The following is a 25389-nucleotide window of genomic DNA, read 5'->3' on the forward strand; positions in this document are numbered from 1 at the left end:
CAAGAAGAAGGTATAATTATTCATCCCCATAATAGAATGTGGTGACTTGAATAGTTGCACTTACAGCCTCCTGAGTATCTCTATCATAGAGTTCTTCTTCTCCAGCTAGTGAAAATTCAATTTCATCTATCCGATAAATACGCTCTAAGCTTTCAATCTCTTTGATAAATGTACTTAGGTGATCATAGTCCTTCGCCCACACTGTAATTTTAAATGTGATTAGCTTTAATTGGGGTGGGAGTGTAGTATTAGCTACTGGCGAGACTGGCGTATCAGGCGCTAACTCTCCATCTAAAAGTTCCTCCTCTGTTATAACTGGTTCATTTGAAGGTACCGCTGTTTCAGTAGTTGCCAATGAAGAATCCGCCACGATTTCATCATAATTATTAAAATCAATCGACTCTATCCTTGCCTCGCTAATTAGTTCAACTTTTTCAATTGATTGAACAAGCCTATCTAGTTCACGTGTAAGAGGAACTTTTTTTTCTAAAAGAAAAGTATTTTCTTCCTCCACTACCGATGTACTTAGCTGCGTACTAAGCAAGTCTATTTCATTACGGACATTGCTGATAATAACTTCTTTAGATTCCTTTTCTTCCTTCAATGGATTAATGAGAAAAAAGTATAAGGCACCGAGTAATACTGCTACTAGAGCAACTAACAGAAGATACCCTGTCTGTTTGTTACTTACTAATTCATTCACTTTTTGGGACCCCCTTCTCGTAAATAAGCATTCTCGATTTCTAAATATAAAATCACAGAATTTCTCCATTGTACATCAAAGTCAATCGTTTCACTTTCTGTATCGTGTTCTCCTAAGGGCTCAAAGCTAGAAAGTTTTTCAACCTTAACATCATGAAAATAAGAGCTATTTAACAGCTTTTCAATAAAAGCAGATATCTCACTCATTGTCTCAAAATCTGCCTTTAGTAAAACTCCTTCTTCATTAAACTCATAATTACGTAAAAAAGTGTTTACTACTAGTAAGGATTGAATTTCATCTATTAAAGGACTTACAGGGTATGAAACACTCTCTACAAAGGTAACGGAAGAAGAAAGATTTCCTTGATTTCCTGTTTTCATTGCATCAACCTCAGAGCTCAGCAAGTTCCTTTCCACAGAAATTTCTGTTTCCTTACTACTCAAAGTTTTCAAATCACTCTTTAAAGAAAAATATTGAATGCATAGAAAAATTAAAAGTAATCCTACTAAGATAGCTCCTATGATCACTAAAAGATTACTAGATTTTCGTCTTTCTATTGGAGGCAATAAATTAATTTCAGGAACCATTATAATGCCTCCTTATGTACAAGTCCGATAAGAGATATATATTTTGCTTTCAGATTTGGGTAAATCGCTTGAACATCACTATCATCTACAAATCGAATAGGAGTATCATAATTAGCACGCATTTGCGAAACAATATAATCGATTTCGGGAGAATCACCTAAAATAATAATTTCATTTACTTCTTTTTCTCCTTTATATAAAGAAAAACGATAGAAGTTTAATATACGGTCAATTTCTGCAATTTGATCGATCAGCTGAGCACGATATTCTTCCAAGTCACCTTCAAAATAAAATTCTAGATTTTGCTCCGTTTGCTCTCGAGGTTTCCAATCTAGTATTGAGGTTTCTATCGATTGGTAACGTAAAAATTCAAGCCTTCCAGGAGTATAAATAGAAATATTTATACCGTTAATCGACCAATCCGTAATTAGATAAATTTTACCTGTTACAAAACTTTTACTTTTATCCAAAAAGCGAATAGTTGAGAGAGCTTTTACATCTGCATGAGTTGGATGCAAAGACAAATCATCTAAAATGCCTGCCATTTTAGTCACTTCCTCAGAGGGAGCTGCAAAAAGTGTAGCTTCTCCATCGTTCGGTGTATCATCGTACACATCTATAAGAGGTTGCGTAAAAGGAAGATGTATTGTACGGCCAAGCTCCATTTCCACATATCCTTTTAACCTAGAGGATTCCATGTCACCCGGATGCTCAAATGTCTTCATCATAATAGAGCTATCTGGAACAAAAAAACGAACGTCAGCCTTTTTTATCCCCCATTTTTGGATAAGCTCTTTTAATAATTCAAACAAAGCCATTTCATCTTTAATGACATCTCCATCTATAATTCCAGGTGGTATACTAGACTCAAAAACCTCTCCTTCACTCACATTTGAAGTACTCATAACAATGGCTCTGATAACATATTCATTTATGTCTAAAACGACAAAACGCTTCTTTTTTTTATTGAACAATTTGGTCAATCCTCCATGGTTTACGTAAGTATGATTAATTTCACGTTTCAACAAATGAATGATTTCACTTGCTCAAAGGAGAGATTAATTGAATATTAATAGAAGTACAGCAGACTAATGCCTGCTGTACCATTTTTTATTGGTTCATTGCTTCATTAAGATTTTCTTCAGTAATTGAATTATCAGTACCTGCCACAAACCCATCAACTGAGAATTTTTCACTGTTATTAATATTCACAAGGTTTTCATATGTTACTGTCCAAACTCCATCAGCGTTCTTCGTAACAGAAGCCCCAGTCAATTCATCTTGAGGTATTCCTTCTACTACATCTTCCAACACTCCAGCTTCACAGGTAATAACACCGCTAGCGTCTGCTTCACCACAAGCACCATCAATTACTGCTAATTTTGCACCAGCTAATATATTTGATGCATCTGCTAAAATTGCTTTATCTCTAGAATTACTTATAATATTACCTATTGCTGGTACTGCGATTGCTGCAACTATGGCTAAAATTACGATAACGGCTAAAAGTTCAATTAAGGTTAAACCCTTTTGGTTTTTCAATAATTTTCTTGTCTTTTTCATTTTATTTCCTCCTTTAGTTGTTAACTCTAAATTTTCATGCATTCTATTCTTAGTAATTTTATTTCACCTCCTTAAATGGGAATTTACATCAAATTTGCTCGTACATACTAAACATCGGTATCATGATCGCCATTACAATTGTTCCTACTATTGCAGCTAAAAAGACAATCATTAATGGTTCAATTAAAGATTTGAGTGTATCAACCGTTCGATCCACGTCATCCTCATAAAAGTCTGCTATTTTTTCTAGCATGTAATCAAGTGATCCGGTTTGTTCTCCAATAGCTGTCATCTGCGTTACTAAAGGAGGGAAAATCCAACTTTTTTCCAAAGGAGCTGATAAAGTGCTTCCTTGTTCAAGGCTTGTCCTAGATTCACTAACTACTTTAGCCACAACAGGGTTACCTATTACTTTTTCAACTATTGTCAGTGCTTGTAATATAGGCACTGAGCTACTAAACAATGAGGAAAGCGTTCTAGTCATTCTTGCAATAGCTGATTTCTGAAGTAGATTCCCAAACACTGGCATTTTCAATAAAAAAACATTAAAAGAATAATAGAATTGTGTGTTCTTGTTGTAAAGCAAGTAAAAGCTTATTAATATGATAAAAATTGCGGCAAAATAGAAATACCAAGAGTTTTGCAGTGATTCACTGAATCCCATTACCATTTTCGTTATTAGTGGTAGCTCTGCCCCCATGTCATTGAACATGGTGACAAATTGAGGAACAATTGTAAGCATTAAAAATACAGATACAATAATCGTAAGTACTAGTAAAATAACAGGATACGCAAGTGTAGATTGAACCTTCTTTTTCAAGTTAAATTGCTTTTCATAAGAAAAGGCCAGTCTTTCTAATGATTCATCTAGGTTACCCGTCGCTTCTCCAGCTCGAATCATATTAACAAACAAAGCAGGGAAAACCTTAGGGTATTTAGCTGCTGCTTCTGAAAAAGAAAGACCTGAACGTACATCTTCTTCTACATCTCTCAGACCTTTTTTCAAAGGCTTGCTGGAGGTTTGGTCAGCTAAAATTTTGGTAGATTCCAAGATGGAGACTCCAGCACGGATTAGTGTAGCAAATTGTCTAGCGTAGATAACAAAATGTTCATTTTTAACCTTGCCACCAAGGGATAATTCTTTGTGAAGAATACTTTTAGACTCCTCAAGCTCCCTAGGATTAATTCCTTGAGATCGTAATTTAGCTACAGCTGCTTGTTTATTAGTGGCTTCGATAATGCCTTTTTTTAAACTTCCATGAGAGGTTCGACCGTTATACTTGAAAACTACCATTAATATTCACCTACATTTAAAAAGGGCTTAGCTACTTCTAGAGAAATCTTTCCGCTATTCAATAATGATTGAACTGATGCCTCTAAAGTATGCATACCTAATGCTCGACTCGTTTGCATGACGTTCTGGATTTGATGTACTTTTTCATTTCGGATAAGGTTTGCTACAGAAGGTGTTTGAACTAATATTTCTGTTGCCGCCACACGCCCCATGCCGTCATTTTGGATAAATAATCTTTGAGAAATAATGCCTTGCAAGACATTAGCTAGCTGAATACGAATCTGCCCCTGCTGGTGTGGAGGAAACACATCAATAATTCGGTCGATTGTAGTAGGAGCACTACTCGTGTGAAGCGTTGCCATTACTAAATGTCCCGTTTCCGCTGCCGTAATAGCGGTGGAAATTGTCTCCAAATCTCTCATCTCTCCAACTAAGATTACGTCTGGATCTTGCCTTAAAGCAGCTCTTAATCCATTAGCAAAACTTAAAGTGTCCGACCCTACTTCTCGTTGATTGATTACTGATTTCTTATGCTTATGAACATACTCAATTGGATCCTCTAACGTAATAATGTGCATAGCTTTTGTAGTATTAATATAGTCAATCATAGATGCCAATGTTGTAGACTTACCTGAGCCAGTTGGTCCTGTTACAAGAATTAAACCCTGAGGCTTGTCCGCCAATGAATATAAAACATTCGGCATTCCCAAGCTCTCTATTGCAGGAATCTTAGATTCAATCATTCGAGCGGCAATAGATACCTGCCCTTGTTGATGATATGCATTTATACGGAATCGACATAGACCTGGCAGCTCATAACTAAAATCGATTTCTCCTTTTTCTTCAAATTCCTCTATCTTAGAAGGCTCTAATACTTCTTTTAACATATCTGCTGTATCGATTGTGTTTAGCTGTATGTCTCCAAAAGCTTTTAATGATCCGTTCATTCGAAATACAGGAGGCAACCCAACAGTAAGATGTAAATCCGAAGCTTTGTCCTCAAAAGATTTTTCGAGTAAATAAATAATAGAATTTTTCATTTTTCACACCTCAATTTACAGTTGCCACGCGTAACACTTCTTCAGTCGTAGTTAATCCATTTTTAACCTTAAGCAGCCCATCCTCTAGCAGACTAGAGAACCCTGTTTTTTTCATATGCTCTTTAATTAATGATGGGCTTTTAGAAGTTAAAATAAGACCCTTAACAAATTCATCCACCACTAAAACCTCGTGAATTGCTAAACGGCCTCTATACCCAGTTTGGTTACAGGCAGGACAGCCTCTACCTTTTCGAATTTGTTCAATCTGTATGCCTCGTTCAGCAAAAATTTCTTTTTCTCTTTCATTTGGAGCTTTCATCTCTCCACAATCTCTGCAAATTTTACGTACTAAACGTTGTGCTACTATTCCTACTAATGACGAGGAAAGAAGGAATGGCTCAACTCCCATATCCTTAAGGCGAGACACCGATTCTACTGCGCTATTCGTATGAAGAGTACTTAAGACCAAATGGCCAGTCAATGATGCTCTTACTGCAATTTGAGCTGTTTCTAGATCTCGGATTTCACCAACCATTACTATGTCTGGGTCTTGACGTAATATAGATCTTAGCCCAACAGCAAAAGTTAAACCTACTTCTTCCCGCACTTGAATTTGATTGATCCCATCCAATTGATATTCCACCGGATCTTCTACCGTAATAATATTCACATTTTCATCATTTAACTGATTCAATGCAGCATATAGAGTGGAAGATTTACCAGAGCCAGTAGGACCAGTTAAAAGAACAATCCCATTTGGACGCTCAATCATTTTGCTAAAAGCAGTTAAATTACTATCATTGAAGCCTAGCTTTCCTAAGCTATTTAAAGCACTGCTTAGATCTAATATCCTCATTACAACCTTTTCACCATATATTGTTGGAAGAGTAGCTAATCGGATATCAATTGCTTTCATATTGACTGTCAGCTTGATACGTCCATCCTGTGGAATACGATTTTCGGTTATATTCAAATTCCCCATAATTTTTATACGAGCTAACACGACATTTTGCATATATTTTGGAAGAGAACGCTCTGACTTCAACATTCCGTCTACTCTGTAACGTACACGGAGATCATTCTCCTGTGGGTCAAAGTGAATATCACTTGCCCTTTGAGCAACTCCATTCGCAACGATTTGATTTACTAAACGTACGATAGGTGAATCCTCATCAGTAATCTGAGTATCATTTTCTATCTCTTTTGGTGACATATCGATCAATGCTTGTTCCATTGATTCCTGCAAGTCATAATATTTAGTTATAGTTCGATATATATCATCCTTAGCGGCAATACTTGTTTCGATTTGGCAGCCAGTTGCCATTCTAACTTCTTCAATTGCAAAATAGTCCATTGGATCAGCCATCGCAATTAATAATTTATTTCGGTCCTTTTTAAGTGGCATGATATATGTCCGCTTCGCCAATTCTTTAGGGACTAATTGAATCAATTCAGGTTCTATTGAATATTGATTTAGATTCACATGTGGAATTCCTAATTGGAATTCTAATACTTCTATTAATTGTTGTTCTGTTAAGAGGTTTTCTTTAATAAGAAAATCCCCTAACTTTTCTTCACGACTTTTATGTGTTAATGCATATTCCAACTGTTGATTGCTAATTACATTTGATTCTACTAATAAATCTCCTAAGCGTTTACGGGCATTCATTTTCACAGTTTACCACCCCTAAAAATTATTTAGATCCATCTATGATGTTTCCTGCCTTGTCATAATAACTTCCCTCAGGTAGTTCCTCTGTGTTTTCATTATTTGTTGTATTGGAAGTAGAAGGGGCTGTCGAGACCTCATCGCCCTCTTTCGAAATATCTGCTAAGCCATCTCCATTTAAATCAATTTCCAGGTCTGGATCCTGAACAGTCGGTGTTTCTGGTACAATCACTGATTTAATAATAATTCTATTTTTAGGAGGATAATAATCTTGTGATACGAGCTCTTCATTTTCAAACGGCCCTACTTTATCTGAAATTGTACGATAAACAGATACTCTCAATCCTGGCTTTCCCTCTTCTACTAGCTGTTCTTCACCTGGTGCTAAGTCAGGCGAATATCTATAAATGGTTCTTGGTTTAATTTCCTGCCGTCCTCTAACCTGATACTTTCCTTCAGTTTCAGTGGGGACAGCATAGATTTCTACTAAGAAACTGTTGTCCTTCACACTAAATTTTAAGCTAGCCGGTTGATCAGTCGTATTTATAAACTTAAAATCTTTACTATTACTAATTTCTGCTTCGATTCCTGCCTCCAAATAAGGTGGAAGCACTCCTTGAGAATGACGTTCCACTATATCAAAATCAGTTTTAAGTACTACACTGTATAGAACGGATGCCACAAAATTTAACGTTTCATCAGAGGGGGCAATATTTATTTTCTCTATTCTCTCTTTTAGAGAAAACACTTCCTCACTCCCGATAATTTGTTCATTAAGAACGGTAACGATATCATTTAAACTCGTAGTATTTATCAAAATTTCTTCGAGAGTAAAAGCAACACGCTCTAATGGTATTAGGGATAAGTCTATTGGAACGCTTTCTATAGGCTCACTAGAAAGGATTCCTACTTTTTCTCTTATATTCATTAAAGTTTGCTCTGCATTTAAGTGAGACTGTTTTTCTATTACCCTATTAACCTCTTGACTCATAGTAAATTCTATTGGTAAATGAACTACTGATGAAGTTTTCCAAAAAGTGAACCAGGATTTCTCTGTTCTTGACAAAAATTTATCGACAGTTTCTTCTACATTAAAAGTGAACCATTCTGCTTGCAGAGTTAATTCTTCTCCATTGTCATTAACTACAGGAATATTAGCCTCCCATTCGTTGATCTTTTTATTTAGGAAGGAAATTATTTCTGCCTTTTCTGAGGAATGGACCTCGAATCCTCCAATGGAAGAAGCAGGATTATTGTTAGCCTCGGCACTCAAGGGAGACAAACTTCGAATAGGAATTGAGATTAAAAAGAAAATGAATAGAAAATATAATAACTTTTTTTTAAAATTAAACTTCATAAATCGCACTCCTTTAAACCTATCCATGAAATAGTTAAAAAGAACCTCATAATTAGTCTTTTTAACTACATTCCTTCGAAATGAAGTACAGAATAATTTTTTTGATTCCATCTTTATAAACCTTTTTACTTATTTATATACGAATAAGCTGTCGAATACAAGTAATTTATGGAATATATAATACTATGATTACATAAAAAGCATTTAATTTACAGCCATATACTTCTTGTGCTAGAAACTATAGTAGTAAAACTAAATAGGAATAAGTTATAAATTTACAGTAATATATCTAATAACTTTCTATTGTGAGAAAACAATTATGTATATCGGATGTATATCTACATCAAGGAACTTTTATTGAATAATTATGAACAAAAAAAAAAGGAATTAAAGTTATGAACCAGAAGGTTAACAACATAATTCCCATTTCCCTTTTATTTTTCTATCAATACTTCTCTTTCTATTAAATCAACTTCATTTTGTTTAGCAGGGATAAAAATCTCTTTTTTAGGTTCAAATTGAGGTATTACTTTTCCATGAGTAAGAACGGTACCACCACTTGCCGAGAAAGTATTTGCAACTATCAATCCATTAACTTGTCCGCCACCTGAAAGATCAAAATGAGCATTAGGAGCAAGATATAAATTAGTATATCCTTTTACACCACCGCTGATTTTAAAGCTAGAACCACCTGTATAAATATCCCCAAAGTATCCACCCCCACCAGCCCCGAGGTTAATATTTGCCCTTTTAGCATAAATGGAACCATAAATGTATTCTCCACCTGAAGTTTTAATTTCTTCAGCTCCACTGTAAAAGATTTTAATTTTGTCTACGTTTTTACTATTATCATTAATCTTACTAGAGCTATATATTCCAATGGAGTTTTTAACATATAACGTAAGTTTCCCTGTTCCTATAACTTCTATATGCCCACTTAAATCTAGTTTATCAATTACTAAGGCTTTATCAGTTGAGCCGACGTCAATAATTAATTTATTATTGCTATTAATGATTAGGTTTTTAAACTGTAAATTCCCGTTATTGTCACCTAATTCACTCATTTTCAATATATAATTATTTGTTAAGTAGTTATTGATTAGCAAATTACCATCTTTAATAACATACGTTGATTCATGTGGGTTTTTCGACACTACCAAATCTTTCGGTATATTATAGGTGGGTATGACTGGATAATCTGGAAGTTCATATATTCTCTTTACGTTTGAAATAATTTCTCCGTTATGTTTTGTACCACCGCACATAATTACTTCATTTTTCCAGTCTAAGCATTTTTTGAAATTATCTTTTGCTCCTCCTAAAGCAACATTCCCATTGATAGTAGCACTTCCGGACAATTCAATTGTTTTATTCACATACAAGGCTAAGTTTTCATACTCATTATCATCAGGCAACGGATCCTCGGGTGACCCCTCTTCAGTATCTCCAAGTCCTAAATCGACGATAAAGTCTTGACTAGCCTTTCGGACCTGTTTTCCAATTTTCCCTGTAGATTCAATTGTATATTTAAAGGGATCTATACTTTTTTTAATAAAATTAACTGTAGCTTGTGGTCTTACCAAGCTATTATTGTCATCATAGTTTTCTTCAAAAGAGTCAACTATAATTACTTCCTTATCTTTAATTTGAGTATTAATTCTATTATTGAATTCATTCTTTAAAATTTCTTTAAAATTAAATCCAGTTTGTTGCTCCAAAGGTAGATTCTCATATATATTTTTTTTTCTAAGTGTTTCATCATAAGCTTCGTTATATATTTTTTTAATTTTTTCTTCCATAGCTGTTCTAGTCGTAACTATACCAGCCTCTGCAATATAAAATGTTGTTTGATCAGCCCTCTCACTGCTAGATAATTTTGATACATTCCACGTAATTGATAAAATTGCAAGTCCGAGAACTGAAGTTAAGATCAGCAATAGCAAAGCACTTATGAGAGTAAAACCATTTTCCTTTTTAGTAAGATGTGCTCTATATTTATATTTAAACAATTCAGTCACCTTTTCTAATAATTATCTCAGTTTTTTCACTTTTATTTTGTAAATTAGTAACTTCTATATCCCATTTGTTATTTGTTACCGAAACTTCAAAACCTTTAATATGATTGACAAATATTTTGTCATCTTTATTTATAGCTTGCTTATCTTCATCAAATGAATATATAACTCCATCTAAATCTATTTCCTTTTCACTAATCCAAACAGGGTTTTTTGATTTCCTTATATCCTTTGTTATTGTTTTCAAAGCGAAAGATATATCTGTTAAATTCATATTTTCATTGAGTTGTTTTTTATGCTGTGTAGAGATAGAAAATAAAATATTAGAAAAAAGCCCTATAAACAAAGAAATAATGATAATTACTGCAAGTATTTCAATTAGAGTGAATCCATTATTCTCTTTTAGACGTTTCAACTTTTACTACCTCCATTCTATTATATTTTCCATTTTCACACGTAGAGGACCCTCTTTATTATCATAAACTTCAATAACTAAGTGGTATAAATAAGTAGATTTACTTTGCCGTTTTAATTTAACTTTTATAAAACCATTATTTGTAACGTCAGCTTTTTCAAAAATTTCTTCTTCAGTATTTGCACTTACTACACTGTATCCTAAATTTTCAATTCCTAATATTCTATCACTGTTATTTATACGTACACTTAACTCATAAAATCTTTCCATTTCTGTCTGGGCTAGATACGTGGCATCTACTATTTTTTCTGAACTTTTACCCGTTTTTGCTGATTGAAGAACAAAAGTTAAAAATGACAATAAAATGATAGTAACTATAATTATAGCTACTAATAATTCAACTAGGGTTAAGCCTTTTTCATTATGTATATCTTCATGAATAAACACAATAATCAACCTTCCATGATAGTAATTAATGTTATTATTACAGATAAATGTAGCTATTACTATTGTAATCCATCATTTAAATAAAAAGACGAATATAGTCACAATTAAAGTGACAATATTCGTCTCCTATTCTATATTTTAAATAAATGTTTTTATTTCACATACTCCGCAACTCTATTTCGACCCGCCTGTTTTGCTCCGATGTATAGAGCGCGATCGGCATTACGTATAAGGGAATTCCCCTCATCACTATCCTCAGGTGCTGTTGAAACTCCAATACTCGCTGTGATAAAGATAATCTCTTCTCTAGCTATGTCTGCTAAACCCTGCTCTACTATGAAAGGAGTTTGCTCAATTTTCATACGGAGCTGCTCTGCTAAATTAATAGCTTGTAATTTGGTGTAGTTTGGAAGGATAACGACGAATTCCTCTCCGCCATATCTCCCAACCGTGCCCTCTCCACCTATTTCTTTTTTTATAAGTTGGGCAAATTCTTTTAAGATTATATTACCACTGTGATGACCATAAGTATCATTAACAGCTTTAAATTTATCGATGTCCAGCATGATTAATGACAGTGAATGATACGCCCCAGCTACTACTTTTTCCATTTCAGTAGCAATTTGTCTATCTAAATATCTATAATTATATAGCTTAGTAAGTTCACATATTTCACTTTGAGCTACTGCTTCTCTTACATATCTTGCTTTTTCTAAGGAAACTGCAAAGTAAGAACACAATAAATGAACAATATTCAATTGGTAAGGCTCAAATGCAAATTTACTTTTAGTTGCAAGAACCAATACACCTTCAATTTTCTGATTTCGATAAATCGGTACAGCCATCACGCTTTGCATCTCCATTGATAAAAACGAAGGTTTCATATGAAGCCATTCCGTTTGTTTATTATAGAGGATCGGTTCTCCTTTTTGATAGACGTTCCCAACAAAGCTATATTTTATTTCTTCATGTGAGGATTCTAATTCTTTCTTAACCCCATCTTCAACTGCTCGTAAAATTATAAATTTATCGATCACATTGTCAACTATATAGGCAGTATCAATAGGAAACATTTTAGAGACTCGCTCTACAAACATATCTAATATTTCAGCAGAAGTTAATCTTTCCGCCAATTCGTGCCCAAACTCGCTTGCCTTGTTCAGATCATTATTTACTTTTTCAGAATCACTATACAATCGAACTATTACTGTGATTGTTATTAACGGTATTCCCATTAACAACAATGCGATTGGTCCAGTTGCCGTTTCAAATAAATATAGGCTTAAGCCAAATGGTAGTGTCATTAATAGGCAAGCTGTTTCCCAATAAAAATCCTTCGTTAGAAAAAACGGCTTAAACCCACAAATAAGCTCTCTAATATACAAAATCACATGGTTTAACAATATATATGAGATAGCATATAGAGAGCCGTATAAGATTACATCCATTATAGCTATACTGCCGACTTCAAATCCTAAGCCCAAAATAAGAGATCCACAAATTACTGAAAGTAAAAAAAACATAAATGAATTGAAGAAGTATTTAAATAAGGTTTCACGGGTAATTTTCATATGGTATATAACAGGAAACATACTCAGCTGCATAGAAATTAGTTCAGCTAATAGACCATACTTCATAAATATCGCAGCATTTACCCATAATACAAGAATAATTGTAGAACCGGCTATAACAAATGGAAATACGCTAGATAGTAATGCTAATAGCAAATAGTATCCGTAATTTTCCCATTCGGTAGGTTTGGTTGGGGAGTTTATATATACTAAAAAAGTCCCAATTGGAACAAAAATGAACCAAAGTGAGATCATTATATTTTTAGCTCTCTGAGTAAATACCATCAACCATATCCCCCTTCCTTTTAGGCCATTACTTTTTTCGCAGTTATATTATATAAAAATTATATCACAAGAAAACAGAATAATTAAAATTACATTTTACCTGTTTATTCCTTTTAACTCGGTAATTAGATACAGAGAACCAGTGACTATAGTAACAACTTCTTCATTTTCTGAAATTAGGTCTATATTATTTATATCTTTAGTTATACGTTTCTCACTGTGTGTACAGTGTTTAAACAAAATTTTAGCATCTAAAGCTCTTTCATGTTTAAAATCTACAAACTCAAAACTTGCAGCAATTTCCTCTAGTCTTTTTAAAATATACATATAATCCTTATCTTTTAATATACCTATTATAAAATGAATACGTTCGTTAGGAAAGTATTGCTTGAGAGTCTCTACTAAGGCGTCAATGCTTGCCTTATTGTGTGCCCCATCCATATACGTTCTCTCACTCCACTTTTCCATTCTTCCAGGAAGAGATGCCATACTAACTGCTCTTTGTACTTTCTCTTCAACTAAAGTAAATTCACTTTCAATTAATGCAGTAATAGCTAGTGCCATATTCGATAACTGATGGTGTCCAAGCATTTGGGGCATTAAATCACTAAATTGATTGTTTCTATATGTATAGCTTTTGCCAGTCATTTTAAAATCTTTGTTTATTTCAATAAGCTCCGCCTGCTTCTCTTTTACCTCTTTATCTACTACCTCTTTGGCACTTTTGGGAATTCCCCCTATTATCAATTTCCCATGTTCTTTTAAAATTCCTGCTTTATGCCAGCTTATTTTCTCGATAGTGTCACCTAGGAAGTTCGTATGATCAATAGATATACTCGGTATAACTGCTAAAGAATGTTGAATTACGTTCGTGCTATCAAGTCTTCCACCCATTCCGCTTTCCAGGAATACAATATCTAAATCTTGTTTCTCAAAAATTAAAAATGCAACTACTGTTAAAAGCTCAAAGTCAGTAAGCATACCACTAATTCCTGCTAATTTAAGCTGTTGAAACGCCTTGTCCATTTGATCCTCGGTAACATTATTTCCATTTATTTGTATTTGATCGTGTACATCGATTAAACAAGGAGATGTGAAGCTACCATATGTTAAGTTGTGCTCCTTTGAAATCGCTCTCATAAAGGCAATCGTTGAACCTTTCCCATTTGTGCCAGCAACATGAATTATTTTGTGTTTTTCTTGCGGATTTCCTAGTCTATTTAAAGCTTCCTGAATACGCTCTAGACCAGGTTTAATCATAGTTTCACTAGTAATATCCCATTTTATCTTATAGTTATTAAATTTTTTTATTTCCAAGTCATTCACCCTATTCCGTCTTCGTTACTTTTCTGCTAAACTTCTTGTGAACACATTATAACACGTACCCGTGGAGGTCATTAATTATGCAAACTTGTTGGATCGTTTACAATGGTAGCCTTACTCATGATAAGTTTCTCGATCAGGCTCTCCTCCTGAAAGAAGCAGCAGAAAAAAAAGGCATACTAGCAGTTTTAGTAAAAAATTATGAGCTTCTGATGAATGTTCATGAAAGCTTATCAACAAGGCCTGATTTTGTCGTCTTTCTAGACAAAGATATTTTGCTTGCAAAATATCTAAAGAATGAAGGCATACCAGTGTTCAATGATCCAAGCGTGATTGAGATTTGTGATAACAAGGCGCATCAATATCTCGCGCTGGCAAAAGCTAACGTGCCAATGCCTCTGACGATTATAGCACCTAAAGTCTATCCTGAGTTCTCTATTTTGAACACTGGCTATTACGAGCAGGTTTTACAAGTACTTCAGCTACCTATGATTATCAAAGAAGCACATGGCTCATTTGGTCAAAGAGTTTATTTGATAGAAACAAGAGAGCAATTTTTTGAAAAGGTGGAAGAGCTAAAAGGGATTGAATATGTCTTCCAGCAATTCATCCATACGAGTAGAGGAAGAGATATTCGCGTCAATGTGGTGGGAGGTCAAGTTGTGGCTTGCATGCACCGTCAATCAGCTACTGATTTCCGTGCCAATATCACAAATGGTGGGACTGCAACTGAAATCGTTTTAACAGAAAAACAAAAAGAAGTAGCTATTCAAGCTGCTGCTGCATTGAATGCTGAATTTGCTGGGGTCGATTTGCTCTTTGGTGAAGACGAAGAACCACTAGTTTGTGAGGTTAATGGAGTAGCACATATTCGTAACATTTATAATGTCACTGGAATTAACGTAGGAGATGCCATGATTAGCTATATATTATCTAAAATCGGAGCTGTTGTTATATGAATGGCTTGTTGATATATGAATTAAAGGAAATCGAGAGAAATCAAAATTTCATCGATCGCCTTATTAAAGCTGCAAGGAATCACGGACATACATTGAATGTGATAGATGATCAACAGCTAGAATTTCCAGAAGTAGATTTTATCTTTTTTAGAGCTCGTAATCCTGAGCTTTCCAAAAAGCTTGAACAACGAGGATTACCTATGTTCAACCGTGCTGAGGTCAACGTCATTGCAAATGATAAATACAAAGCAATTCAGCTAGTTCAAATGCTAGGAATTGCAACAGTACCAACAAAAAAAGTAAAAGATATTCATGATATCGATCAGTATCCTATCGTTTTAAAAACTATTGAGGGACATGGCGGCTTACAGGTAGAGCTATTAGACAATAAAGAAGCTGCGGTAGAGTTTCTAACAACGTACGGCTCACAAGAGATTATTGCCCAAAGCTATATAGAAACGAATGCAACTGATATTAGAGTATTTATGCTGGGCAGCGAGGTCATTGGAGCTGTAAAGAGGATCGGTGCTCCAAATAGCTTTAAATCCAATTTTAATTTAGGTGGAACTGTTGAAAAGTATGAGCTTTCTGCAAGCCAAGAGGCAGACGTAGTAAAAATTGCAAAAGCGATTAAAAGTGATTATATAGGAATCGATTTCCTCCTTTTACCCGATGGGAGATGGCTTTTCAATGAAATAGAAGATCCGGTTGGTGCAAGATCATATTTCCAAACAACAAAAACGGATATTGCTATACCAATCATGGATTACATCGATAAACAGTTAAAAAAGCACGTTGAGCATTGAGCTCAATGTGTTTTTTTGTGTTTGAATGCTATGCTATGCGGTCTCTGCAAGTTTCTGCTCCATCTGTGCAACATTTCATTCGTTCTCTGCAAGGTTTTACTCCTCCTCCGCAATGTTCTTCCTCTTCTCTGCAAGGTTCTTCCACACTATCCGTGCTAAAACCCATTTCTAAAATGGTTCTCAATTACTCCAGTAGCTCGACTTGTATTTATTCATAAAAATAGCGTGCAAACACCTCTAGGGTGCTTGCTACGCTTACTATTACAAGTTATTTAATTCCTCAAGACGTTTTAACACAGTTGCGTGTTTTTCTAGGTAATCTTGTTCTTTGGCACGCTCTTCTGCTACTACTGCCTCAGGTGCTTTTGAAACGAAGCGTTCGTTGGATAGCTTACCTTGAACTAACTTCACTTCTTTTGCCCATTTTTCTAATTCTTTTTCTAAACGACCTTTTTCAGCATCAATATCTATTAAACCTTGTAGTGGAAGGTACAATAGAGCACCTGTAACTACTGCTGACATCGATTGACCTGGATCTTCTAGGTCTTGACCGATCACTAGAGGCTCTGGGTTACAGAAACGCTCTAAGTATTTCGCATTAGCTTCTAACACAGCAAGCGTGTCGGCATCTTTCGCTGAGATGTATAGAGGTACTTTTTTGCTCATTGGAGTTTGTACCTCTGAACGTATATTACGTACCGAGCGGATAATCTCTGCAAGTAATTTCATGCTTGCTGCTTGGCTTTGATCAGAAAGCTCTTCGTTTACAGTCGGCCATGGAGCTACTGTAATCGACTCCCCTTCATGAGGTAGGTTTTGCCAAATTTCTTCTGTGATAAAAGGCATGAATGGATGTAATAAACGCATCGTATTGTCTAATACATATGCTAGAACGGAACGAGTCATATGCTTCGCTTCCTCGTCCTCTCCGTTTAGCGGTAGCTTAGCCATTTCGATATACCAGTCACAGAAGTCATCCCAGATGAAATTATAAAGTGCACGGCCAACTTCACCGAACTCATACTTTTCAGAAAGTCTTGTTACTTGTTCAATTGTTTCGTTTAAACGAGTAAGAATCCAAGCATCTGCTACAGACTTTTTGCCCTCTAAGTTAATTTCTTCGTATTTCAAGCCATCCATGTTCATCAAAGCAAAGCGTGATGCATTCCAAATTTTATTGGCGAAGTTCCAAACAGCCTCTACCTTTTCTACTGAGAAGCGTAGATCCTGCCCTGGAGATGAGCCAGTGCTTAGGAAGTAGCGTAGTGAGTCTGCACCGTACTTTTCGATTACATCCATAGGATCAATGCCGTTTCCAAGAGATTTCGACATTTTACGACCATCTTCTGCACGTACTAAACCGTGAATTAGTACATCGTCAAATGGGCGAGTTCCTGTAAATTCTACTCCTTGGAATATCATACGAGACACCCAGAAGAATATAATATCATAACCTGTAACAAGGGCATTAGTTGGATAATACTTTTTCATTTCCTCATTTTCTACATCAGGCCAACCAAGAGTTGAGAAAGGCCATAGAGCAGATGAGAACCATGTATCTAAAACGTCTTCATCTTGCTTCCAATTTTCTTCATCTGATGGAGCCTCGTGCCCAACATAAACTTCTCCAGTTTCTTTATGGTACCATGCTGGAATACGATGTCCCCACCAAAGTTGACGGGAGATACACCAATCATGAATGTTTTCCATCCAACGTAGATAAGTTTTTTCAAAGCGATCAGGTACGAAGTTTACCTTGCCCTCTGATTCTTGAAGCTTAATAGCTTCTTTTGCAAGTGGCTGCATTTTAACGAACCATTGTGTAGAAAGGTATGGCTCAACTACAGCTCCACTTCGCTCTGAATGTCCAACGGAATGTGCATGCTCTTCGATTTTGAATAATACTCCTGCTTCTTGAAGATCCTTCACAATTTGCTTACGACATTCGAAGCGATCCATACCTTCATATTTACCAGCATTTTTATTCATAGAGCCATCTTCATGCATCACTAGTATTCTTTCTAAATCATGGCGGTTACCAATTTCAAAATCATTCGGGTCATGAGCTGGGGTAATTTTAACTGCACCTCTACCAAACTCCATATCCACGTAATCATCTGCTACGATTGGAATTTCACGGCCAACGATTGGTAATTTTACTTTTTTACCGATTAAATGCTTGTAGCGGTCATCCTCAGGGTGTACAGCAACAGCCGTATCCCCTAGCATTGTTTCTGGTCGAGTTGTTGCAACATCGATCGAACCAGTACCATCTGCAAGTGGGTAATGCATATGATAGAATGCACCCTGTATATCCTTATGAATTACTTCAATATCCGAAAGTGCTGTTTTAGTAGCTGGATCCCAGTTAATGATGTATTCGCCACGGTAAATCAAGCCTTTGTTATATAGATTAACGAATACTTCTTTTACTGCGTTAGAAAGGCCTTCATCTAATGTAAAACGTTCACGTGAGTAGTCTAAGCCTAAGCCTAACTTTGCCCATTGCTGACGAATATGCCCTGCGTATTCATCTTTCCATTTCCATGTTTCTTCCACGAATTTTTCTCGGCCAAGGTCATATCTAGTAATATTATCAGCACGAAGTTTTTCTTCCACCTTTGCTTGAGTAGCAATTCCTGCATGGTCCATTCCTGGTAACCATAGGGCATCATAGCCTTGCATACGCTTCATACGAATAATAATATCTTGAAGCGTAGTATCCCAGGCGTGACCTAAATGTAGCTTCCCAGTTACGTTCGGTGGTGGAATCACAATTGTATATGGTTCCTTTTCACTCTCTGGATGCGCTTCAAAAAATTTGCCTTTTAACCACCACTCGTAGCGACCTTTTTCAATTGACTGCGGATCATACTTGGTAGACATCGTTGTCTCATTTGTCATATCGTTTCCTCCTAAAAAAGAATATAAAAAAACTCCTATCATCACTAAAGGACGAAGGAGTTTGTTCGCGGTACCACCTTTATTCGCAGATGCAATAAAACACATCACGCTCTCAATTAGATAACGGCTTCAAACCGGCAATTGCTACTGTTAGTTCACAAAAGCTGCTCTTGGGCTACCTTCAAATGGTGGCTAACGGAAACATTTCAGCAAATTGTTTCCTTTCTTTAGATAACCGTGTCATTTTACTCTTCCCATTCATAGCATCCATATATAGTTGTTTTTATTGTATAGGATATTATTATATGCCGTCAAGCATAGTCTTGTGAAAGGAGGAAAACACTATGAAAAGAGGATACAACCCCTATCTTCTGCCAGATTGGCTACGAAGAACTCGTTTTTACGTAAAAGGCATCATTATACCAATCGGTTGCTTTCAACTTGTTCGTGTATTGATCGTTCCTACTACATGGGATTTTATCTTGCTAGTCTTTTTGGCATTTCTCGGATTCTTATTGTTTAAGGACATTATTTGATGGAAAGGAAAGCTTAGTATATCCGTCCTCTAAATCTAATATAAATTGCAGTTCTGACTCACCTTCGACTGAGCTTTCCGTTTCATTATGTTTTATAGCAACTTTGGGCAGATCCTGTTGATCATCCTCATTTGTAGATTGTTGCTCAGCACTCACTACTTTTTGTGCTGGCTTAAACGGCTCTACTGATACTTCTTCTAGTTCTTCATTTTCTAATTGAACTTGCATTGTATCTTCACTTGACTCTTCATCCTGGATAAAATTAAATGGTAAAACCTCTACCACTTCTGGTTGTTCTTCTTCCTCTTCTATTAAATCTGTCATTACCACTTCTGTTTTCAGTGGTCTTGACGTTTCGTATTCACAATTCACAAACCAGACAATTTCAATTCCATCCGATTCTGCTTTACAATTTATATTTTCTACACTAATACTAGGAGACGTATCCTGTTGTATTCTCTCCTTACTGATTTCTACGCTCATCGGAACAGCATATTCAAAATATCCCAGCTCTCCTTGTAAATCTAAATCCTCTATTTCTGTAAATTCGCTTGTTGCATGGTGCTCAACTTCTCCCTCTTCAAACTCCACATGACATGTAATATGATAAATACCGTTTATATGCACCATTTCGTCTATTTCCTCTTGAAAATATTGTGGAGTCACCTTAATTGTCTTAACTTCCTTTGGTACACCAAAACTTTGCGGAAAACAAAACTGTTCCTTTACTTCCCAACTTTTCACTTCCATTTTTCATCCTCCTTCGTATAGGACAAATTATGTTTCAACGTAAGAAAATATGAAAAATACCTTTCATTTATGCTTCGCTTTCCAAAACTTTGACTAAGGACTTATTCAGACGAGACCGCTTAGTGCCAAATCGAGCATTTCTTGTTATTTTTGCTGTATTGTCATAATAGACCAGCCACGAATAGACCGCGTATCCCTTGTAAAGCAGATATATTTTCAAATAAAAAAATACCCCGTAAAAATTAGATTAGTGTCTAACTTTTACGGAGCAGTTAAATTTTTTAGTATGTTTGTCAGTTATCTAGCTAGCTTTTCAAAAACAGTATGGAAAGCTTGGATTGTTTTATTGATATGTTCCTCTGTATGTGCAGTGGATAGGAACATCCCTTCAAATTGAGAAGGTGGTAAATAGATACCTTCCTCAGCCATTAAACGATAATATTTTGCAAATAAATCAAGGTCAGCTGTTTTAGCTACGTCATAGTTAATAACGTTTTCGTTAGTAAAGAAGAAGCCAATCATAGAACCAGCACGATTTACTGTATGTGGAATATTGTACTTGCTTGCCGATTCTCTGAATCCTTTTTCAAGCATATCTCCAAGCTTAATAAAATATTTGTACGTGTCTTCATTTAAGCGAGATAATGTTTCATATCCTGCTGTCATTGCTAAAGGATTTCCAGATAAAGTACCTGCTTGATATACAGAGCCTGCCGGTGCAATCATTTCCATGATTTCTCGTTTTCCTCCGAAAGCACCTACTGGTAGGCCTCCCCCGATTACTTTTCCTAGACAAGTTAAATCTGGTGTAATACCGAAAAAGCCTTGTGCACAGTTATAGCCCACTCGGAAACCAGTCATTACTTCATCAAAGATTAAAACTGTTCCATTTTTCTCTGTCAACTCACGCAATGCTTCAAGGAATCCTTCAATTGGAGGCACAACGCCCATGTTTCCTGCCACTGGCTCTACAATTACTGCTGCTAAATCGTCACCGAAGTTTTCAAACACATAGCGAACGCTTTCGATGTCATTATAAGGAACGGCAATTGTGTTTTTAGCGATAGACTCGGGTACACCCGGGCTGTCTGGAAGACCTAAGGTAGCAACACCAGATCCAGCTTTAATCAGTAGACTATCTCCATGACCGTGGTAACATCCTTCGAATTTTAATATTTTGTTACGTCCTGTATAACCACGTGCTAATCTCAATGCACTCATGGTTGCCTCCGTACCAGAAGAAACCATACGGACCATCTCAATAGATGGAACACGTTCCATTACTAATTTGGCAAGCTTATTTTCGATTAAAGTAGAAGCTCCAAAGCTAGTCCCAGTTGCAGCTACCTCTTGAATAGCTTTTACTACGTTCGGTTCAGTGTGACCTAAAATAAGTGGTCCCCATGAAAGTACATAGTCGATGTATTCATTGCCATCAATATCCTTTAAGATGGCTCCCTTTCCACTCTCCATGAAAATTGGATCCATGTCTACAGATTTAAATGCACGAACAGGACTGTTAACCCCACCAGGCATTAGTTCCTTTGCTTCTGTAAATGCTTCTTTAGATAATTTATATGACATTATTTCTCCTCCAACCAACGCGCTACATCTTTAGCATGATACGTTAAGATAATATCGGCTCCTGCACGTTTCATTCCTGTTAAAGTTTCTAGAACTGTTTCTTTTTCGTTTATCCAGCCGTTGATTGCAGCGGCCTTCACCATTGCATACTCTCCACTTACGTTATACGCAACGATTGGAGCATCAAAGTTATTTCTAACATCGCGGATAATATCCAAATATGCTAGTGCAGGTTTTACGATTAAGAAATCTGCTCCCTCTTCCATATCAGAAGTTGCTTCACGAATTGCCTCCATACGGTTAGAATAATCCATTTGATACGTTTTACGATCTCCAAATTTAGGAGCTCCGTCCGCAGCCTCACGGAATGGACCGTAATAAGCTGATGCATATTTCACTGCATAAGACATAATCGGCACATCTTGAAATCCAGCTCTGTCCAATCCTTGACGAATAGCAGTAACAAATCCATCCATCATGTTAGAAGGTGCGATGATATCTGCTCCTGCTTGAGCTTGACTCACAGCAGTTTTTGCTAGTAAGTCCAACGATGGGTCATTTAAGATTCTTTCATGCTCATCAACTACTCCACAGTGACCATGATCTGTAAATTCGCATAAGCAAGTATCTGCGATAACCACTAGGTTTGGATGACGATCCTTGATAAAGCGGATAGCCTTTTGTACAATTCCGTGATCATGGTACGCTTGAGTTCCTTCAGCATCCTTTGTCGCAGGCAAACCAAATAAAATAACTGATGGTATCCCTAATGTAACGACCTCGTCTACCTCTTCTCCCAAACGGTCTAAAGAAAATTGAAAAACTCCCGGCATAGAGTTAACGGGATTTTTAATATTTTCTCCATCCATCACGAAAATTGGATAGATTAAATCCTCTTTATGTAAGTATGTTTCTTTTACCATTGATCTGATACCAGCCGATTGTCTTAAACGGCGATGACGTCGAAAATATAAATCTGCCATTTCATTCATCCCTTCCATTGAGCTAGCGCGTAAACTACCTCTGTTAAAGTATAGGTTCTTGGCATTACTTGTGCAGTAATACCTAATGATTTTAAATGATTCTTCGTTACATGGCCAATAGCACATACCGTAAAACCATGATAGCCTAGATCCTTGCCTATCGTTTGATGGAAAGCATTGACCGTAGAAGGACTAGTGAATACAAGTGAACAGTTTTTCCCACTATTGAGCATTTCCTTAACCTTTTCTACGTTATCTTCCAACGTGACTGTCTCATAGACTGTCCATTCGTCAACTGGATTGACCAAACCATCTACGATTGTTTTCTTTGCAAGATTACCTCGAAAGAACAAGCAGGACTCCTCTGGTGCTGCAACCTGAGGAAACTCTCGAATAAATACATCGGCACTAAAGACGCTCGGCATAAAGTCAATCGAGAAACCCAATTGCTCTAGTGCTGATGCGGTCCTAGATCCAACAGCAGCTATTTTCACTTGAAAATATTCAATCTCTAAATTGTTTCTAAGTATTTTTTGATGAAAGGCCGCGACACTTGCCTGACTAGTAAATATAAACCATTTAAAAGCATTACTGTTTAAGAGTTTATCTTTGTCATCGGTCTGTATAATCTCCTTAGTGGCTATAAACGGGGCTAGAATTGGTACCCCTCCTAAACTAGCAGTTAGTGCTGCTGCCTCTTCTGATCTATTCACCCCTGTAAAAATGACATGTTCATTTTGTAGAGGTGAACTTTCAGACATTTAAATCAGCCTTAACCTTCTGGATTAAATCATAAGCTCCCTGTTCCGTTATAATACGTGCTGCTTCTTTGCCTACTGACTCTGGGTTTGTTCCGGACACTACTTCTTTATATACAACAGAAGCATCTGGTGCAGCTACAAGTCCTGTAAATGTTATTTCATCGCCTTTAATGATAGCATGTCCGGCAATCGGCACCTGACAACCTCCATCCATGGCAGCTAAGAAAGCACGCTCTGCATGAACAGCATCCCAAGTCTCTTTATCTGATAGCTTTTGAAGCTCAGTTAATAATTCTAAATCATCCTCACGACATTCAATCGCTAATGACCCTTGTCCTACTGCTGGGACGCAATCTTCTACAGAAATATATTCGGTTACTACTTCATCGCTCCAGCCAAGTCGCTTAAGTCCTGCTGCAGCTAAAATAATCGCATCATATTCTCCGTCTTGAAGCTTTTGCAATCTAGTATCCACATTACCTCGTATCCATTTAATCTCGATATCTGGACGTAGTAATAGAAGCTGAGCGCTTCTACGTAAGCTACTTGTCCCAACAACTGCTCCTTTTGGTAGGTCGTTAAATTTAACATGACCCGTGGAGATGAAAGCATCACGTTCGTCTACACGTTTTGGTGTACACCCCATTACTAATCCTGGAGGCAAGACTGATGGCATATCCTTCATGCTATGTACAGCAAAATCAATTTCCTTGTCATATAATGCTTGTTCAATTTCTTTAACAAATAATCCTTTTCCTCCAACCTTGGAAAGCGTTACATCTAAAATTTGGTCACCTTTAGTGACAATCTCTTTCACTTCAAACTCAAATGGAGCCCCCATATCCTTCATTTGTTGGATGAACCAGTTTGTTTGTGTTAAAGCTAACTTACTTCTTCTTGAACCTACAATAATTTTACGCATTGACTCGCTACCTTTCTTAATACCATAAGTGGAATTGTGATAATCGACTACCTAGTAAGAAATTTATTAAAACAAATAAAAATGCATATACGTGAATCCACGCATAGTTCGTCCCTTTAAACCTTGCGCGCCTTCTTATTAATAAAACGACAATATATATAACTAATAGAATAAAGGAATTAACAATCTTAAAATCAAATATTGAAAACTCATTTAAAGATATATAAGCCCATTGTAACCCAAGAACGAGACTTACAAACAATAAAGGGATTCCTGTAATGATTGACGTCGTCATTCCAGTTTCCGTATGCTGCAGAGATGGCAATCTAGTGAATTGCTTTGTCCATTTTTTCTGTTTCAATACTCTATACAATATCAAATATAGTACAGAAAAAACAAACGAAAGAGCAAATGCAGCATAAGCTAAAAATGCAAAAGTAATATGAATAAACAATAACTCTGAACGTAGGGCATCACCCACAGGCGATTGCTCCAATTGGCTTGGGGCAAATGTATGGATGGTCATAAATATAAATCCAATAATATTTAAAAAGAATCCTGGTAAATCTGACTTAAAGACCAGCTGCATGATCAAAGAAAGCAATATGATGAGCCATGCATAGAAATATATACCCTCAAATAGCGATAGAATAGGAAATCGCTTCATCTCTATCATATACATGACTAAAAACACCGTTTGTAGTAGCCAGACGATGGATAATAGTCCTACCGCCAAGCGATGAACTTGCCGATCTTTGTTGAGGTAATCGATGAAATAGAAAACAAGGCTAACGGATTGGAGGACGACCATAATCTCGTGAAGCCGTGTCATCGTCAAATCAGCCATATCATTTCTCCCTTTATACAATAAAAAAGGTGCTTTTATATCTCTCTAGTTTCGATAAAGATACAAAA

General features: G+C 36.2%; 23 protein-coding genes and 1 other annotated feature. Of the genes, 3 read left to right on the top strand and 20 right to left on the bottom strand.

Going from position 1 to position 25389, the window contains the following annotated elements:
• Positions 1 to 16: 16 nt before the first annotated feature.
• The 13 genes from MKY94_RS12595 to MKY94_RS12655 form a co-directional block, all read right to left on the bottom strand.
• On the bottom strand, positions 17 to 703 hold the full coding sequence (locus MKY94_RS12595; RefSeq protein WP_342577131.1) for a potassium transporter: 687 nt from the start codon (positions 701 to 703) through the stop codon (positions 17 to 19).
• Positions 700 to 1290: a hypothetical protein gene (locus MKY94_RS12600; RefSeq protein WP_342577132.1), complete on the bottom strand. Its 591-nt coding sequence runs from the start codon at positions 1288 to 1290 to the stop codon at positions 700 to 702. The genes MKY94_RS12595 and MKY94_RS12600 overlap by 4 nt, the downstream gene beginning before the upstream one ends.
• The gene (gene pilM / locus MKY94_RS12605; protein ID WP_342577133.1) at positions 1290 to 2264 is read right to left on the bottom strand and encodes a pilus assembly protein PilM; all 975 of its coding nucleotides are present in this window, start codon (positions 2262 to 2264) and stop codon (positions 1290 to 1292) included. The genes MKY94_RS12600 and pilM overlap by 1 nt, the downstream gene beginning before the upstream one ends.
• Positions 2265 to 2400: 136 nt before the next feature.
• The gene (locus MKY94_RS12610) at positions 2401 to 2853 is read right to left on the bottom strand and encodes a prepilin-type N-terminal cleavage/methylation domain-containing protein (RefSeq protein WP_342577134.1); all 453 of its coding nucleotides are present in this window, start codon (positions 2851 to 2853) and stop codon (positions 2401 to 2403) included.
• Positions 2854 to 2941: 88 nt separating this feature from the next.
• Positions 2942 to 4147: a type II secretion system F family protein gene (locus MKY94_RS12615; protein ID WP_342577135.1), complete on the bottom strand. Its 1206-nt coding sequence runs from the start codon at positions 4145 to 4147 to the stop codon at positions 2942 to 2944.
• Entirely contained in the window at positions 4147 to 5187 is a 1041-nt protein-coding gene (locus MKY94_RS12620; RefSeq protein WP_151109310.1) for a type IV pilus twitching motility protein PilT, read from the bottom strand. The genes MKY94_RS12615 and MKY94_RS12620 overlap by 1 nt, the downstream gene beginning before the upstream one ends.
• Positions 5188 to 5197: 10 nt before the next feature.
• Positions 5198 to 6856, bottom strand: a complete 1659-nt coding sequence (locus MKY94_RS12625) for an ATPase, T2SS/T4P/T4SS family (protein WP_191963908.1) — start codon at positions 6854 to 6856, stop codon at positions 5198 to 5200.
• A gap of 25 nt (positions 6857 to 6881) precedes the next feature.
• A complete protein-coding gene (locus tag MKY94_RS12630; protein WP_191963845.1) occupies positions 6882 to 8213 on the bottom strand; it encodes a VanW family protein in 1332 nt (443 codons plus the stop codon).
• A gap of 434 nt (positions 8214 to 8647) precedes the next feature.
• Complete coding sequence (locus tag MKY94_RS12635; RefSeq protein ID WP_151109304.1) at positions 8648 to 10222, bottom strand: hypothetical protein; 1575 nt, start codon at positions 10220 to 10222, stop codon at positions 8648 to 8650.
• A gap of 1 nt (position 10223) precedes the next feature.
• On the bottom strand, positions 10224 to 10643 hold the full coding sequence (locus MKY94_RS12640) for a prepilin-type N-terminal cleavage/methylation domain-containing protein (RefSeq protein WP_151109302.1): 420 nt from the start codon (positions 10641 to 10643) through the stop codon (positions 10224 to 10226).
• A gap of 6 nt (positions 10644 to 10649) precedes the next feature.
• Positions 10650 to 11090 carry a prepilin-type N-terminal cleavage/methylation domain-containing protein gene (locus MKY94_RS12645; protein ID WP_191963844.1) on the bottom strand — a complete coding sequence of 147 codons (441 nt, stop codon included), beginning with the start codon at positions 11088 to 11090 and terminating at the stop codon, positions 10650 to 10652.
• A gap of 152 nt (positions 11091 to 11242) precedes the next feature.
• The gene (locus tag MKY94_RS12650) at positions 11243 to 12946 is read right to left on the bottom strand and encodes a sensor domain-containing diguanylate cyclase (protein ID WP_342577137.1); all 1704 of its coding nucleotides are present in this window, start codon (positions 12944 to 12946) and stop codon (positions 11243 to 11245) included.
• A 96-nt stretch (positions 12947 to 13042) separates the two neighbouring features.
• Positions 13043 to 14263, bottom strand: coding sequence for a folylpolyglutamate synthase/dihydrofolate synthase family protein (locus MKY94_RS12655; protein WP_342577138.1), 1221 nt, complete (start codon positions 14261 to 14263; stop codon positions 13043 to 13045).
• Positions 14264 to 14349: 86 nt separating this feature from the next.
• Here MKY94_RS12655 and MKY94_RS12660 point away from each other — a divergent pair, with 86 nt between their 5' ends.
• Entirely contained in the window at positions 14350 to 15228 is an 879-nt protein-coding gene (locus MKY94_RS12660; protein WP_144535677.1) for a RimK family alpha-L-glutamate ligase, read from the top strand.
• Positions 15225 to 16034, top strand: a complete 810-nt coding sequence (locus MKY94_RS12665) for an ATP-grasp domain-containing protein (protein ID WP_342577139.1) — start codon at positions 15225 to 15227, stop codon at positions 16032 to 16034. Before MKY94_RS12660 ends, MKY94_RS12665 begins: the two co-directional genes overlap by 4 nt.
• Positions 16035 to 16295: 261 nt before the next feature.
• Here MKY94_RS12665 and MKY94_RS12670 read toward each other — a convergent pair whose 3' ends face one another.
• Complete coding sequence (locus tag MKY94_RS12670; RefSeq protein WP_342577140.1) at positions 16296 to 18938, bottom strand: valine--tRNA ligase; 2643 nt, start codon at positions 18936 to 18938, stop codon at positions 16296 to 16298.
• Between the two features lie 44 nt (positions 18939 to 18982).
• Positions 18983 to 19209: a binding site (T-box leader), on the bottom strand.
• Positions 19210 to 19282: 73 nt separating this feature from the next.
• Between MKY94_RS12670 and MKY94_RS12675 the strand changes: the two genes are divergently transcribed.
• Positions 19283 to 19474 (top strand): hypothetical protein, encoded by a 192-nt coding sequence (locus MKY94_RS12675; protein WP_144535671.1) that lies wholly within the window; start codon positions 19283 to 19285, stop codon positions 19472 to 19474.
• On the opposite strand, the gene MKY94_RS12680 is transcribed toward MKY94_RS12675, so the two are convergent.
• The 6 genes from MKY94_RS12680 to ccsA form a co-directional block, all read right to left on the bottom strand.
• On the bottom strand, positions 19451 to 20224 hold the full coding sequence (locus MKY94_RS12680; RefSeq protein ID WP_342577141.1) for a hypothetical protein: 774 nt from the start codon (positions 20222 to 20224) through the stop codon (positions 19451 to 19453). The genes MKY94_RS12675 and MKY94_RS12680 overlap by 24 nt on opposite strands.
• Before the next feature lie 297 nt (positions 20225 to 20521).
• Complete coding sequence (gene hemL, locus MKY94_RS12685) at positions 20522 to 21808, bottom strand: glutamate-1-semialdehyde 2,1-aminomutase (RefSeq protein WP_342577142.1); 1287 nt, start codon at positions 21806 to 21808, stop codon at positions 20522 to 20524.
• Positions 21808 to 22791, bottom strand: coding sequence for a porphobilinogen synthase (hemB, locus tag MKY94_RS12690; protein WP_191696816.1), 984 nt, complete (start codon positions 22789 to 22791; stop codon positions 21808 to 21810). The genes hemL and hemB overlap by 1 nt, the downstream gene beginning before the upstream one ends.
• 5 nt (positions 22792 to 22796) lie before the next feature.
• Positions 22797 to 23552 carry a uroporphyrinogen-III synthase gene (locus tag MKY94_RS12695; RefSeq protein WP_342577143.1) on the bottom strand — a complete coding sequence of 252 codons (756 nt, stop codon included), beginning with the start codon at positions 23550 to 23552 and terminating at the stop codon, positions 22797 to 22799.
• Positions 23545 to 24474, bottom strand: a complete 930-nt coding sequence (gene hemC, locus MKY94_RS12700) for a hydroxymethylbilane synthase (protein WP_144535661.1) — start codon at positions 24472 to 24474, stop codon at positions 23545 to 23547. Before hemC ends, MKY94_RS12695 begins: the two co-directional genes overlap by 8 nt.
• A 16-nt stretch (positions 24475 to 24490) precedes the next feature.
• Positions 24491 to 25321, bottom strand: coding sequence for a cytochrome c biogenesis protein CcsA (gene ccsA, locus MKY94_RS12705; RefSeq protein ID WP_144535659.1), 831 nt, complete (start codon positions 25319 to 25321; stop codon positions 24491 to 24493).
• Between the last annotated feature and the right edge of the window lie 68 nt (positions 25322 to 25389).

Origin of the sequence: Psychrobacillus sp. FSL K6-2843 (assembly GCF_038626375.1) — a bacterium.
Lineage (GTDB): Bacteria > Bacillota > Bacilli > Bacillales_A > Planococcaceae > Psychrobacillus > Psychrobacillus faecigallinarum.